The following is a 13,902-nucleotide window of genomic DNA, read 5'->3' on the forward strand; positions in this document are numbered from 1 at the left end:
GACGGACTCGCCAGGCAAAAACCCACGCGAATCATGCAAAACGATATCCACACGCCGGCCGCTGCGGGGGCGCCGGACACCGCGCGCCTTGCTGGCTTTTTCCGCGACCGCGGCCTTGACGCCGGCGGCCTGCGGGTGCGCCCCCTCTCGGGCGGCCAGTCCAACCCCACATTCGTGATCGATACCGGTTCGGGATCGCTCGTGCTGCGCAAGCAGCCGCCCGGTAAGCTCCTGCCATCGGCGCATGCCATCGACCGTGAGTTCCGCGTGATGGCTGCGCTGGCGGACAGCGGCGTGCCGGTGCCGCGCATGCTGGCGTTCTGCGAAGAACCCTCGGTGGTAGGTACGCCGTTCTTCCTGATGGAGTACGTAAAGGGCCGTAACTTCACGGACCCTACGCTGCCAGGCCTGGCGAAGGGCGAACGGCAGGAGGTCTATGCCGATATCAACCGCGTGCTGGCAACGCTGCATGCCGTGGACTACCGCGCGGTCGGACTTGACACGTTCGGGCGGCCGGGCAATTACTTCGCGCGGCAGATCGATCGCTGGACGCGGCAGTACCGCGAATCGACCCGGGAGCCAGTCGCGGCAATGGAATCCCTGATCGAATGGCTGCCGGCCAACATACCCGACGGCGACGAGACCCGCCTCGTGCATGGCGACTTTCGCATGGACAACCTGATCCTGCATCCCACTGAACCACGCGTAACCGCGGTGCTGGACTGGGAACTGTCAACACTGGGTCACCCACTGGCTGACCTGTCCTATTACTGCATGTGCTGGCGCGTGCCGCCGGAACTCTGGCGCGGCGTGGCCGGCGTGGACATCCTGTCGCTGGGCATACCGCCCGAGCATGCGTTCGTCGAGGACTATTGCCGGGCACGCGGCATCTCGGACATCCGTCACTGGGACTTCTACCTGGCCTACAATCTGTTCCGTATGGCTGCCATCCTGCAGGGTGTTTCTGCCCGTGCGGCGGGCGGCAACGCTGCAGGCCCCGGCGCCCTGGAGATGGGCCGCAAGGTCCGGCCGCTGGCTGAGCTGGGGCTCCGCTGCGCGCGGCGCGAGGGGAGCCGGTAGCTCCCGGGGAGTAGGTCGCCGGCCGCGAGGGGGGGCCATGCCCTACCGCAGTGCCCCAGCCGGCATCAGGCTGCGGCAGTGTTGTCCCTGCCTGCCGTGGCCAAGGGCGCCAAGCCCAGGCGATGCCGCGCCGCGTTATACTCCTCGGCGAAGCGCTCGACCAACTCGGCGACGGGAACCACGCGCTTGATCGCGCCGATGCCCTGTCCGGCCCCCCAAATGTCGCGCCAGGCCTTAGCCCTGGTGTTATCGCCCGAGCCGAAGTTCATCTTGGACGGGTCCGATACCGGCAGATTGTCGGGGTCCAAGCCTGCGTTGACGATGCTCTGTCGCAGGTAGTTACCGTGCACGCCGGTGAACAGGTTGGAATAGACGATGTCGCCGGCGCCGCTGTCGACGATCATCCGCTTGTAGCCCTCATTCGCATTTGCCTCCTCCGTGGCGATGAACGCCGAGCCGATATAGGCCAAGTCGGCACCCGCGGCCTTTGCGGCCAGGATCGCATTGCCGTTGCCAATGGCGCCCGACAGCAGCAGCGGGCCATCAAACCACTCGCGAATCTCATGCAGAAGCGCGAACGGCGACTGCACGCCGGCATGCCCGCCCGCACCGGCCGCTACCGCGATCAGACCGTCGGCCCCCTTTTCAACAGCTTTCTTCGCGAACTTTTTATTGATGACGTCGTGCAGTACGATGCCGCCGTAGCTGTGCACCTGCTGATTAACTTCTTCGCGCGCGCCCAGCGAGGTGACGATGATGGGCACCTTGTACTTGGCACACAGCTCGAGGTCGCCCTCCAAGCGGTCGTTCGACTTATGCACGATCAGGTTAACCGCAAACGGCGCTGCGGGTCGGTCAGCGTGCTTGGCATTGTGCTCTGCCAGATCGGTGGTAATGCGGTCCAGCCATTCTTCCAGTACTGGTGCCGGGCGTGCATTGAGGGCGGGAAAGGAGCCGACCACGCCGGCCTTGCATTGCGCGATGACAAGGTCGGGATTGGAAATAATGAACATGGGGGCGCACACGACCGGCAGCGATAAGCGGCCTTCTAGAACGGCAGGGAGGGACATGTTGATATCCGGATAGAAAAACAGCGCTAAATGCGACGTGAGATGCAGGCGTAGCACGCGGCTTAGGTTGGCGCTCGCCGGCAGTACACGCCCCCATGGAAGCGGCTTGATCGCGGACAGTTGACACACCCACCGGAAGACGGGGAGTGCCACTGCCAGTGGTGGAGGCTAATATGCCGAGAGCCGTTCGATTTCGAGGTGGACCCAAGGCGCGAGCAATGACTTAGGACTTCCGGGCTGCTAATCGTAGTGCGCAAGCGGGGTGTGCGATTCCATCCAGTCACGGTGCCCCGTCGCAGCCGCCCACGCCCAGTTCGTTTGCCTTGGCGATTGCTCATTGCTATCGCGACGCTCGCTTCGTTTCTGGCCGTCTCGCGCCTTGCTATCATCGTCGGCAAATTCGCGGCTTTCCGCGCCGGCTTGATCTCTTCGGTGGTACATCGGGTGCATTCGTCTTCAAAACCAAGGGAGCCTGCCCTTTTTACTAGGGCGATAGCCAAGTGGCGCGCTGGGCCGGTTGCGCGTCGCCACGAGACACGGAGCCGCTGTCACGAACCTTTTTTCTATTGTGATCGCCTCAGCGACACCGTTCGGGGCACGGTATATTCCAACAGCCCATCGACATCGTTCTCAATGCCGACCCCCGATTGCTTGTGGCCGGCCATGGGCTTGTCGGGCCCGATGGTATGGATCTGGTTGACCCAGACGGTACCGGTGTTGAGCCGCAACGCCACCTCCATAGCGGCCTCCTCGTCGCGCCCCCAGACCGAACCGCCTAGCCCGTATTCGCTGTCATTCGCGCGCGCAATGACCTCGTCCACGGCGCGGAACTTAAGCAGCGGCAGGATCGGGCCGAAAGCTTCTTCGCAGACCACCCGTGCAGTATCCGGAGGATTGTCCACAAGCGTGACAGGGAAGAAATAGCCGCTTCCCTCCGGCACATCACCGCCGGCAAGAATGCGATATCCAGCGCTGCGCGTGTCCTCGAGCAACGCCTTGAGCCGCTCGAACTGACGGTAGTTCTGCACCGGCCCAAGCTGGACGCCTTCCATATCACCCGGGCCAACGCGCGTCTCCTGCGCCAGCGTGACCAACGCCTGCGCCAGCCGGTCGTAGATGTCCTCATGGATATACAGCCGCTTGATCGCCAGGCAATACTGCGCGCTGTTGGCAAACGCGCCCCAGAAGAGCGCAGGCGCAATGGCTTCGACATCGGCGTCGGCCAAAACGATGGCGGCATCATTGCCCCCCAGTTCCAGCGTCAGTCGCTTCAGGTTAACCGCTGCGGAGGCCATCACGGCTCGGCCGGTCTGGGTCGAGCCCGTAAAGCTGAGCTTGTCAATACCCGGGTGGGCCGACATCAACGGTCCGAGGGCATCGGTGCCACTGATGACATTCAAAACGCCCGTAGGCAGGACATCGCGCAGCAGTTCGCCCAGCCTCAAAGTCGTCAGCGGAGTGAACGGGGATGGCTTTAGCACCATCGTATTGCCAGTAATCAGGGCCGGCGCCACTTTCCACATCGCCAGCGCCAGCGGGAAGTTCCACGGCACGATGCCGCCAACCACGCCCAGCGGCACACGCAGGATGCGAACCTGCTCGGTGGCGGATTCCCGGACAGTCTCCATGGGCAGTTCGACCCTGGCCATTTCGGTGCACCAGAAGGCTGCCCTTTCCACTTCCCACCGCGCCCGAGCCAAAGGCTTACCCTGCTCTTGCGTCAACAGTTGCGCCAGTTCCTCTAGGTTTGCGAGGATGGTCTCACCGATCCTGACGACATATTGCTGGCGCGCCTGCAGTGTCAAGCCCGCCCATGCCTGCGCTGCGCGCCGCGCGCTGGCAACGGCCTCGTCCAGCTGTACGGGCGTCGCAGCCGGTGCCACCGCAATAACGCGCTCCGTGGCGGGGTTGAGTACGTCAAAGCCGGCCAGCATGGGCACGGCTTTGCCATCGATGGTCATGCTGAATTCAGCAGTGTCACCCATTATTCGGACCTCATTTAATCAAACGGATTTCAACAGGCCACAAGGGGACACGCGGCAGGCCGAAGCCGGGCCTGGGTCGCCGGGTGGCGGATCGGCGCTTCATAGATCGAGGACAAGTAACGAGGACTTCGCGCGCGAGCAACAAGGCGTGAACTGGTTACCGCAGGCGTGCTCTTCATCGGTAAGAAAGACGTCCCGATGATCGGGTTCGCCTTCCAGGATGCGGGTCACGCAAGTTCCGCACGTTCCCTCCTCGCACGACGTATAGATATCGATGCCAGCCTCGAGCAGCACCGACGTAATCGAGCGCTCCGCGGGAATCTGGAACACCTGGCCAGTGCTGGCGAGCTTGACATCGAAAGCACCATCATCGGACGTATCAACCGCCTTGGCACTGAAGTACTCGTAGTGCACACGCTGCTTCGGGATTCCCGCTTGCTCTGCTGCGCGGCATATCCATTCGATAAAGCCGGCGGGGCCGCAGACGTATATCTCGGCATCGCTGCCTGCCTGGGCGAACAGCGTGGCGGGGTCCAGCTTCTGCGCGTCAGCCTGATCGTCGTAGTGGAAGGCGACCTGCTGGCTGTAAGGGGACTGCGCGATACGGCTGCGAAAGGCTGCCTTGTCCTGGCTGCGCGCACAGTAATGCAGAGTGAAGCCGGCTCCCGACGCGTGCAAAGACTCGGCCATGCAGAGCATCGGCGTGACTCCGATCCCGCCAGCGATCAGGATGCTTCTGACTCCCTCTTTCAGCGGAAAATGATTCCGGGGCGCGCTGATCTCGATGAGTTCGCCTGCCTCAAGCCGCTCGTGGATGGCGATGGAGCCGCCACGAGAAGCCGGGTCTCGAAGCACGCCAATCTGGTAACTATCGCGCTCCGACGGCGCGTTGCACAGGGAATACTGCCGGACGACACCGGGAGCGACGTGGACGTCGATATGCGCACCGGCGTCGAATGGCGGCAGCACGCTGCCATTCGGGTCGCGCAGCTCCAGGCTGATGATGTCGTCGGTTTCCTGGTTGCGTTGCGCAATGCGAACGAAGAAAGTGTCTTGAGGATTCATGGCGCGATACCTTGCTGCAGACTGCGATAAAACGGTTACTGCATGACGCAGCGAACGGGAAGATGCTTGGGCCCGCCGACGAAAGTAGAGGCAATCAGTTCCATCTGGCCCGCTGGTTCCACGCGCTTCAGGCGCGGAATCATTTCCTCGAACAGGATGCGCATTTCCATCTTCGCGAGGTGCTGGCCCAGGCAGACATGCGCGCCAAAGCCGAACGCCAAGTGGCGATTTGGCTTGCGATCGATGTTGAAATCAAAGGGCTTCTCGAAGACCTCTTCATCACGATTCGCTGAGCCGTAGCACAGCATCAGCCAGTCGCCCTTGCGAATCTTGCGCCCGCGGATCTCGGTGTCTGCCGTCGCGGTCCGCATGAAATGCCGCACCGGCGAGGCGAAGCGCACCGCTTCGTCGATAAACTGCGATATGAGCGACGGGTCGGCCTGGAGCCGGGGTAGCAGTTCGGGAAACTGGCTCAGCGCCCACATTGCGACCGCGGAGGAGGACGATGTAGTGTCGTGCCCTGCCGTCGCGATGATGACGTAGTAACCGAGACGGCTGACCTCGCTGATTGGCTCGCCGTTGACAACGGCGTTTGCGAGCAGTGTCGCCACGTCATTTCGCGGATTGACGCGGCGGTCGGCGGTGACTCTCTCAAAGTAATCCTTGAAATCCGCCACGACCGCCATCATGCTCTGTGCCGAGACATTCGCATTCGGGTTTTGCTCTTGCTTGGCCCGCTTGAGTTCAGGATCCTCGCCGCCGAACAACTCCTGCGTCAGCATCAGCATCCGAGCTTCGTCTTCCGGCGGCACGCCGAGAATGTCCATGATGACGTGCAGCGGATAATGCAGGGCGATGTCCTTGGCGAAATCGATGGTGTTGCCATCACTTTTCTGAAGCTTGTCGACAATCTGCCGAGCCAGCGCCCTGATGCGCTCATCCAGCTTCAGGATGCTATTGGGCATGAACCACGACTGCGTCAGCCCACGCAGGCCCTTGTGCTCGTCGCCGTCCACGTGGACCAGCGCCCTAACGACGTTCGGACTCCCGGTGGTCGCGATCACATGGTCAATCATGGCCTTGGGTCGGCAGACGACGGAGTAGTCACCGTTGTGGAAGAGATTGTGGTCGCGCGAGATGGCAGTCACGTCGGCGTGCTTGGTCACGACCCAGAACGGGTCGAAACCGTCATTGACGGCGCGCCCCAGGGGATTGTTCTCCCGCGCCCAAGTGTAGGCCGCGTGCAGTCGGACAGGATCGGCGTAGGCTCTGGGGTCGACCAGTACGCTAGCCACGTCGCCGGGAAGATCGAAATCGTTGTGGTTCATGGTATCGAGGGGTGTATTGGGGACTCAGGGCAGCAGCACGGGCTTTACGCACAGCCCCTGCTTTTGCTCCGCGACTGCGCGGTTGATATCGGAAAGCGGATAGGTCTTAATGAGCCTGTCGAAGGGGAAGCGCCCTTCCAGATACAGGGACATCAACTGCGGGATGAAAACGTCGGGATCGCTATCGCCTTCAATGATCCCGCGATAGGTGAAGCCGCCGCGCATGACCTCGCGCAGCGTGCCCGGCAGACCCAAGCTGGTCGCATGGGCGGGCGGCACGCCGACAAAGCCGAAGGTGCCACGCGGCGCCAGGAACTTCGGCACCGCCTCGATGACCGCCGGGATGCCACTGGTATCCAGCGCATAATCGACCCCCTGCGGGGCAATAGCGCGAACCGCGACAGCCAGATCGGGGCTCTGGCCTGGATCGATCGCATGCGTCGCACCAAGCGACAAGGCCAGCTCGCGTCGGTTGGCGCTGGGCTCGACCACGATAATTGCTCGGCATTTCTGCAGCACGGCGCCCATCACGGCACTTAGTCCGACCGCGCCGCCGCCCAGCACCACCAGCGATGCATTCTCATGGCATGCCATCGAGCGCATGACCGCCCCCGCGCCGGTCTGAATCCCGCAGCCAAGGGTGCCGGCGATCTCCAGCGGAATTCCATCTGGCACCTTCACCACGTTGCTTTCGGTCGTCAGAGCATGCGTAGCGAAGGAGGACTGGCCGAAGAAGTTTCCGGAGATTTCTCCGTGGTCATCCTGAATCGATTTCGAGCCATCGCTTCGCAGGCCGACAAAATTCAGCGCTGCCATCGAATGGCAGTAGGCCGGCTCGTTTCGGTCGCACCGGGGGCAATGCCCGCAGGACGTGAACGTAATAGCAACGTTGTCGCCGGGCTTCACCTTGGTCACCCCGGCGCCAACCTGCTCGACAACCCCGGCGCCCTCGTGCCCGAACACTGCGGGCATGGTGATCGGCAGCAATCCTTCGGCAGCGACCAGATCGGTATGGCAAAGCCCGGCGCCGACGATCCTGACCAGGATCTCTCCCGCGCCGGGAGAATCCAAGTCGACCTCTTCCAAGACAAACGGCGCGTGCGGCGCCCGTGTCACGGCAGCAGTGATTTTCATTGTGTCTCCGTGTTGCCTTATCACCGGGGAACGGTGTGTTGCGCCCGGCGCTTTTTGCGAATCAGAACTCTGGTTCTATTATTGGCGTACAATCTCAGGGCTTCAATGCGGGCTTTCCCTAGAGGACCTCTATCTCGGCAAACTAGGCCGATGGCATCGACTACCTCCGCCGAGCGGCGGGGCCGTCTGCTGCATAATGCTGATCTGTACCAGCCTCAGGATTGCAATTTCCATGGCCGCCACGCTAAAGCGCCAAGAAGATGACAAGAAACGCCTAACCCATGCCAGCAGCGCCGAACGCCGGAAGGCAGAAGCGGCGGAGGCGCCAGCGCTACGTCCGCCTCGTCAGCTGCGCAGCGAGGCGAATCTTGCCAAGATGATCTTGGCCGGACGGAGCCTGATCGAGCAGCACAGAAATTTTGATCTCGTCCTGATCAACGATGTTATCCGTACCGCTGATACCTCTACCGGAGCCTTCTACGGCCGCTTCAAAGACAAGGACGCCTTCATTTCGTCTGTACTGGATGCCGCTTTTGCGGAAATGAAGGCCGAAGCAGACAGGGCTTTTCGGGACGATGAGGCTTGGGCTCAAGGCACGGCAGCGGAGCTCGCCGCCCGAATTGTCCAATACTACGTCGACATGTGCCGCCGGAACCAGGGCATGTTCAAAGCCGTGTTGCGTCATTTTGCGGCGCTCGACCCCGATGCCAACCCGATGCGATGGTTGAGCCGGCACATCCAAAGCATGGTCGCGCCGATGCTCGCACAGAAGATGCAAGCCCAAGCCGGGGACGGTGCCGAGTCAGAAGTTCGGATCGTCCTGCAGATGGTCGTGGGAACGCTTACGCTCACCCTGCTGACCGACCCTGGGCCTATGCGCTTTGAGGGGGACCAGCTTGAAACCAAGCTGACGGCGATGATGCAGCGGTTTCTGCTCTTGGCTTGATTTTCCAACCGGCCAAAGGCGTCTCCTATGACGGCCGGCTCTACACGGCTGATCAAACTCATAGGCCGAACAACGTTTTCTCACCGTGACTTTAAAGATGTGCAAATCTGAATATTCAGAATGGCGCAAGGCGAACGGTGGTCCTTGCTGGAGGGCGAAGCCGGAGGGCTTCGGCCAACGGTGCTGACGCCTGGCCGCGCAGACGCGCGACCGGCTGCGAGCCTCGCGCACCAGACTCCTGTACGCTGCATGAACCTTGCCCCAGGCACCTTGTCGCGATCTGCAGTCTTTCCTTACAGGTAACCGCAGGACTCATGGCGCCATCGCACCGGAACACGGACATCCGTGCGGGCGCGCGGCAATCGCTCAGACAACTTCTGTCCGCGACGGGCAATCACGCCCGCTGCGGCAGCATGCACGCTCCAGCCCCGTCGCGCGGCGTACTTCACTGTCCCGATTGTTGACGCATAGGCTGTGTCGCACGGACGCCATCCCCGCGCGCCTGTTCAACGCCATGGCTTGCGACCTGCTGGGGCTGATGGGTTGCAGGAAAGTATCTATGAATACCTCCAATCGGGTTGGATATGGGCGCGATGAATTTCTCCAGGAAATCGGAGAGGTTAATATCGCCTACCTGCAACCTGGCGCAGCGACTGGTGCGCGAAACCCTATGGAAGCCATGCTTAAGCTCGGTGTCAGCAAGGAAGTTGCGAGTATCCTGATAAGCCTGACATCAACCGAGGACCTCTCCAAGCTGGCGACATCGGACATGGTACTGTGCAGGTTCCGCTTCGATGACCATGCAATTTTGTCTAATTTGACCGCTGCAATCAAGAACCGCGAAATGCAAATCCAGCGCACAACACTGCAAGCACAATCATCAGTGGAGTCGCTCGGTTGATAGCGTTCGTAAAGGCACAGCCAGCCCCTTCTTCACGGCTACCCCACTTCCGAAACGCAAGAGCGTTCTGCAGGAGGTCAACCAGACTCAACTCGCTATTGAGCTGATCACCCTGGGCGCGTGCCTGCAGGTACTCGAATGCGAGACGACGCTCTCGCGGGATCGATTGATTCGCCTCTACAAAGAAATCCGCGGCGTGTCACCTCCCAAAGGTATGCTTCCCTTCTCGACGGACTGGTTCTCCACCTGGTTACCGAATATCCATCCGTCTCTTTTTTGCGCTGCTTATCAATTCATAACGCAATGGCCAAATTGGGCTTGGGCTAGCTGATCTGCTTTGAAGACCACGAGTGCGTCCCGCTGAACAGTTGGACGCTCGTCCGCGCACCCGATGGCTGAGGCCATCAGCCGCCAAGACTGGCGATACTTTGGCCTGAGCAAGTCAGCGTCGCGTGATCCGCAGTCGCAGGCTTCCCAGCAGCCTACTTGGCTGGCTATTTCATCCCGTGCCGCAGGCCGCGCTCGATGATACCCACAAACGCATGGCGAACGGCCTCAGCGCGGTCATGGCTAGCTCCGATCAGCTGTGCGGAGACGCCTCGCATCGCGCCAATGATCGCGATTGCTTCCACGGCGGGATCGAGGTCCGAGCGGATTTCTCCGGCCTCCATGCCGATGCGCAGTTCCGCTTCGACATGGGTCGTTGACTCGTTCGTCATGCGCTCCAAAGCCTCTGCTACGGCGCCTTCGGTGTTGCGTCGCTCAGCAAGAATGGCGTGAAAAGCCTGCAGCGTCCTTACCTGAGCCGGATCACGCCCCAAGGTGAAGTGAACGATATCCAGCACGGACTCCAAGCCAGGCCGGGCCTGGCTGTGGGCCAGCCGCGCCGTGCGGATGTTGACCACGATCTGATCAATCATCGCTACCAGCAGGCCCTCCTTGTCACCGTAGTGATGAGCTGTCAGCGCACGGCTGTAGCCCGAACGAGATCCTATTTCGCGCATGGTGACTCCAGCCATGCCCTTCTCGCAGATCAGTTCGACGGCACTGTCGATGATCCGTCGCGTGGCTTCTTCCCGTCTTTCATGCTGGGTACGGCGGGACTGGCCCGCCTTCTGGGACTGCAGTGGATTGTCCATGGTGGAGAAAGCATTACCTATTTGTAGCCAACATCATACAACCAGGTTATCAGCCGGCACAGGTGTTGCATGAGGCACCAACTACAAAACTTGCCAACCGTCTGGCAAGTTAATATGATACCGCAGACCATGTCGCGTACTCTGGCGGCATTGAGATCGAGAAATAGCGGAGACATGCATTGAACACAGCAAAGAACAAGACAGCGCCGCTGCGCAACTCGTCGGGGAGCCGGTCCAAATGACCCAGCTCCCCAGCACCGCCGTCGGCCAGCCCCGCCGCTCTCCCTTCTGGCCACCCGGCCTGCCCGCCGAGGCGACAGTGCCGCGCACCAGCCTGGTCTACAACGTGGAAGTGGCTGCGCACCGCTATCCGGACAAGCCTGCCATCCGGTACTTCAGCAGCGCGATTTCCTATGCCGCCCTACTCGGTCAGATCGAGCGAATGGCCGGCTACCTGCAGCGCCAATGCGGGATTGCGCCCGGTGACCGCGTGCTGCTGTATAGCCAGAACTGCCCGCAGTTCATCATTGCCTACTACGCCATCCTGCGTGCCGACGCCATAGTGGTGCCGGCCAACCCGATGTGGCTGACCGCCGAGCTGGAGCATGTGGTCGCCGACAGCGGCGCCCGCGTGGCCTTCGCCGCAGCGGAGCTCTACGAGCGGCTTGCGCCGCTGCATGGCGACGGGCTCCAGCATGTCATTGTCCATGACTATGCCGATATGCTGCCCGATGAAGGAGAGTGTGATGGCAGCCCAGCCGTGCCGGCCTGGCTGCGCGAGCGCACATCGCTGGCGGGGCTCATACCGGCCGGCGGCACACTCGTGCGCTGGCAGGACGCAGACGCAGCCGGCCTGGCACCGCTGCCCCATGCCGCCGGCTTCGATACGCTGTGCATGTTGGCCTACACTTCCGGCACCACCGGCCACCCCAAGGGCTGCATGCATACCCATGGCACGCTGATGAGTGCTGCAGTGGGCTCCCAAGCTTGGCGCGGCAATACGCCCAACGCGGTATTCCTAGCAGTGGCGCCGATGTTCCACCTGCTGGGCATGCAGAACGGCATCCATGCCCCCCTTTACCTGGGCGCCACCATCGTGTTGCTGCCGCGCTGGGACCCTCTGCTCGCAGCCGACTTGATCGAGCGCTACCGGGTCTCGAACTGGAACGCGCCGCCAGCAATGCTGGTGGATATCTTCTCCCAGCCCAGCATCCTAGAGCGCGACCTCACTTGCCTCGCCTTTTTGGGCGGCGGTGGCGCGGCCATGCCCGATGCTGTGGCCAATATGCTGCAGGAACGCTTCGGCCTGAACTATATCGAGGCCTATGGCATGACCGAGACTGCTGCCTTCCTGCTGTCCAACCCGCGCCACCGGCCCAAGCGGGAATGCCTGGGCATCGCCACCTTCGGTGTCGACGCTCGCGTGATCGACCCGAAGAGCTGCGTAGAACTGCCCCAGGGCGAGCTGGGTGAAATTGTGGCCAGCGGTGCCCAGATAATGCGCGGTTATTGGCGCAATCCCGAGGCGGATGCCGAGAGTTTCATCAAGATCGACGGCAAGCGCTTCTTCCGTACGGGCGATCTCGGCTATATCGACGAGGACGGCTACTTCTTCATGCGCGATCGCCTCAAGCGGATGATCAACGCCTCTGGGTTCAAGGTCTGGCCGGCCGAAGTGGAGAACCTTCTATACGGGCACCCGGCCATCCACGAAGCTTGTGTGATCGCTGCCCGAGACGAGCGGCGCGGCGAGACCGTCAAGGCGGTTGTCACCCTCAAGCCGGGCATGCAGGGGCGCGAAGAGGCCGGCGCTGAGCAGATCATGCAGTGGTGCCGTGAGCGCCTCGCAGCCTACAAGGTGCCCCGCATAGTGGAGTTCGTCGAGGCGCTGCCGAAGTCGGCTACTGGAAAGGTCCAGTGGCGCGCCCTACAGGACGCAGAGAGCGCCGCGCACCGGTCGGGCTCAACGGTTTGACCCTCATAGCGCTAACGAAGAAGAAGCTATAGGCAAAGGAGATAGCAATGCATTGCAGTAGAAGGCAATGGCTGGCGCGGGCAATCGCCCTAGGAGGCGCCGCGGCACTTGGACAATGGAACGCTCTGGCCGAGAGTGCTTACCCATCGCGGCCGCTGCGCTTGGTGGTGCCCTATCCTGCCGGCGGCGGCACCGATACGGTAGCGCGCCTGATTGGGCAGCGGCTGTCCCAGAGCTGGGGCCAGTCTGTAGTGGTGGACAACAGGCCGGGCGCCAGCGGCATGTTGGGTAATGACATCGTGGCCAAGGCTGCGCCGGACGGATACACCATCCTGATGGCCATCACCGCGATGATCCAGTCACCTAGCCTGTACAAGAGGGTTCCCTACAATGTTGAACGCGATTTCACGGCGGTCTCGCTGGCGGTGCGTTCCTCCGACCTGCTCGTTGTGCCCAACCGCGTGCCAGCCCGTACCCTGGCCGAGTTCATCGCGCTGGCCAAGGCCAGTCCGGGCAAGCTCAGCTATGGCTCCTACGGCAACGGCACGTCGTCCCACCTGCACGGAGAGCAACTTAAGCTGCGGGCCGGCATCGACTTGGTACACATCCCGTACAAGGGCGCCGCGCCGCTGGTGAGCGATGTGCTGGGCGGGCAGGTGGATGCAGCCTTTGTCGATGTGAGTACGGCTTACAGCTATCTCAATTCTGGAAAGTTCCGCATCCTTGGCATCACCGGCACGCAGCGCCACAAAGCACTGCCGTCGGTGCCGACGTTCGCCGAAACCGGCCTCTCCGGGTTCGAGCCCAATGGCTGGATGGCCTTCTTCCTCCCGGGACGCGCGCCACACGACATTACGACCAAGCTTTCGGCAGAGATTGCCCGCATTGTCAGGCTACCCGAGGTATCACAACGCCTAATGGGAATGGGTCTGCAGCCGGTGGGGTCGACGCCGGAGGAGCTGGCGAACGTAGTGAGAACGGATACGCCCAAGTGGGCCAGCATCGTGCGCAATGCTCAGATCCAGCTCGATTGAAAGCAGCCGGTACCCGAATGGCCCATCTACCGTCAGCCGCGCAACAACACGCCGGCGGTGAGTCGTCCGATCGTGGTCTGCCCGCCGATGGCATGAAGGCAGGCATCAATGTGATGGATTACGCGAACCTACGCATCAGCCGGCGCGCCGCTCTTCGGCCTCGCTACTAGATGGAGGCGGCTACGCTATTTCCCTCCTCTGTTCGCCCGCGGCACGGGCCATCGACAGTGCCGAATTTCAGCTTT

Annotated in this window: 11 protein-coding genes and 1 pseudogene; 6 read left to right on the forward strand and 6 right to left on the reverse strand. The window is 61.9% G+C overall.

Annotation, left to right across the window (positions count from 1 at the left end; all coding sequences use genetic code 11):
* Positions 1-33: 33 nt before the first annotated feature.
* On the forward strand, positions 34-1,080 hold the full coding sequence (locus CNE_RS34145; RefSeq protein ID WP_013959315.1) for a phosphotransferase family protein: 1,047 nt from the start codon (positions 34-36) through the stop codon (positions 1,078-1,080).
* A 65-nt stretch (positions 1,081-1,145) separates the two neighbouring features.
* On the opposite strand, the gene CNE_RS34150 is transcribed toward CNE_RS34145, so the two are convergent.
* The 5 genes from CNE_RS34150 to CNE_RS34170 all read right to left on the reverse strand — a co-directional run bounded on the left by CNE_RS34150 (position 1,146) and on the right by CNE_RS34170 (position 7,662).
* Positions 1,146-2,150: an NAD(P)H-dependent flavin oxidoreductase gene (locus CNE_RS34150; RefSeq protein ID WP_041229071.1), complete on the reverse strand. Its 1,005-nt coding sequence runs from the start codon at positions 2,148-2,150 to the stop codon at positions 1,146-1,148.
* A 563-nt stretch (positions 2,151-2,713) separates the two neighbouring features.
* A complete protein-coding gene (locus CNE_RS34155; RefSeq protein ID WP_013959318.1) occupies positions 2,714-4,135 on the reverse strand; it encodes an aldehyde dehydrogenase family protein in 1,422 nt (473 codons plus the stop codon).
* A gap of 99 nt (positions 4,136-4,234) precedes the next feature.
* Complete coding sequence (locus CNE_RS34160) at positions 4,235-5,200, reverse strand: PDR/VanB family oxidoreductase (protein WP_013959319.1); 966 nt, start codon at positions 5,198-5,200, stop codon at positions 4,235-4,237.
* A gap of 35 nt (positions 5,201-5,235) precedes the next feature.
* On the reverse strand, positions 5,236-6,528 hold the full coding sequence (locus tag CNE_RS34165; RefSeq protein WP_013959320.1) for a cytochrome P450: 1,293 nt from the start codon (positions 6,526-6,528) through the stop codon (positions 5,236-5,238).
* A gap of 24 nt (positions 6,529-6,552) precedes the next feature.
* Positions 6,553-7,662 carry an NAD(P)-dependent alcohol dehydrogenase gene (locus CNE_RS34170; RefSeq protein WP_013959321.1) on the reverse strand — a complete coding sequence of 370 codons (1,110 nt, stop codon included), beginning with the start codon at positions 7,660-7,662 and terminating at the stop codon, positions 6,553-6,555.
* Between the two features lie 232 nt (positions 7,663-7,894).
* Between CNE_RS34170 and CNE_RS34175 the strand changes: the two genes are divergently transcribed.
* The 3 genes and pseudogenes from CNE_RS34175 to CNE_RS40710 all read left to right on the forward strand — a co-directional run.
* Complete coding sequence (locus CNE_RS34175) at positions 7,895-8,608, forward strand: TetR/AcrR family transcriptional regulator (RefSeq protein WP_013959322.1); 714 nt, start codon at positions 7,895-7,897, stop codon at positions 8,606-8,608.
* A gap of 559 nt (positions 8,609-9,167) precedes the next feature.
* Complete coding sequence (locus CNE_RS34180; RefSeq protein WP_013959323.1) at positions 9,168-9,509, forward strand: flagellar transcriptional regulator FlhD; 342 nt, start codon at positions 9,168-9,170, stop codon at positions 9,507-9,509.
* 67 nt (positions 9,510-9,576) lie between these two features.
* Positions 9,577-9,813: pseudogene (locus CNE_RS40710) on the forward strand (FlhC family transcriptional regulator); the annotation flags it as partial.
* 190 nt (positions 9,814-10,003) lie between these two features.
* On the opposite strand, the gene CNE_RS34185 reads toward CNE_RS40710, so the two are convergent.
* Positions 10,004-10,648, reverse strand: a complete 645-nt coding sequence (locus CNE_RS34185) for a TetR/AcrR family transcriptional regulator (protein WP_041229072.1) — start codon at positions 10,646-10,648, stop codon at positions 10,004-10,006.
* 238 nt (positions 10,649-10,886) lie between these two features.
* Here CNE_RS34185 and CNE_RS34190 point away from each other — a divergent pair, with 238 nt between their 5' ends.
* Complete coding sequence (locus CNE_RS34190) at positions 10,887-12,623, forward strand: long-chain fatty acid--CoA ligase (RefSeq protein ID WP_013959326.1); 1,737 nt, start codon at positions 10,887-10,889, stop codon at positions 12,621-12,623.
* A 47-nt stretch (positions 12,624-12,670) separates the two neighbouring features.
* Positions 12,671-13,657 carry a Bug family tripartite tricarboxylate transporter substrate binding protein gene (locus tag CNE_RS34195; RefSeq protein WP_013959327.1) on the forward strand — a complete coding sequence of 329 codons (987 nt, stop codon included), beginning with the start codon at positions 12,671-12,673 and terminating at the stop codon, positions 13,655-13,657.
* Positions 13,658-13,902 lie beyond the last annotated feature (245 nt).

This window comes from Cupriavidus necator N-1, from assembly GCF_000219215.1.
Classification (GTDB): Bacteria; Pseudomonadota; Gammaproteobacteria; order Burkholderiales; family Burkholderiaceae; genus Cupriavidus; species Cupriavidus necator.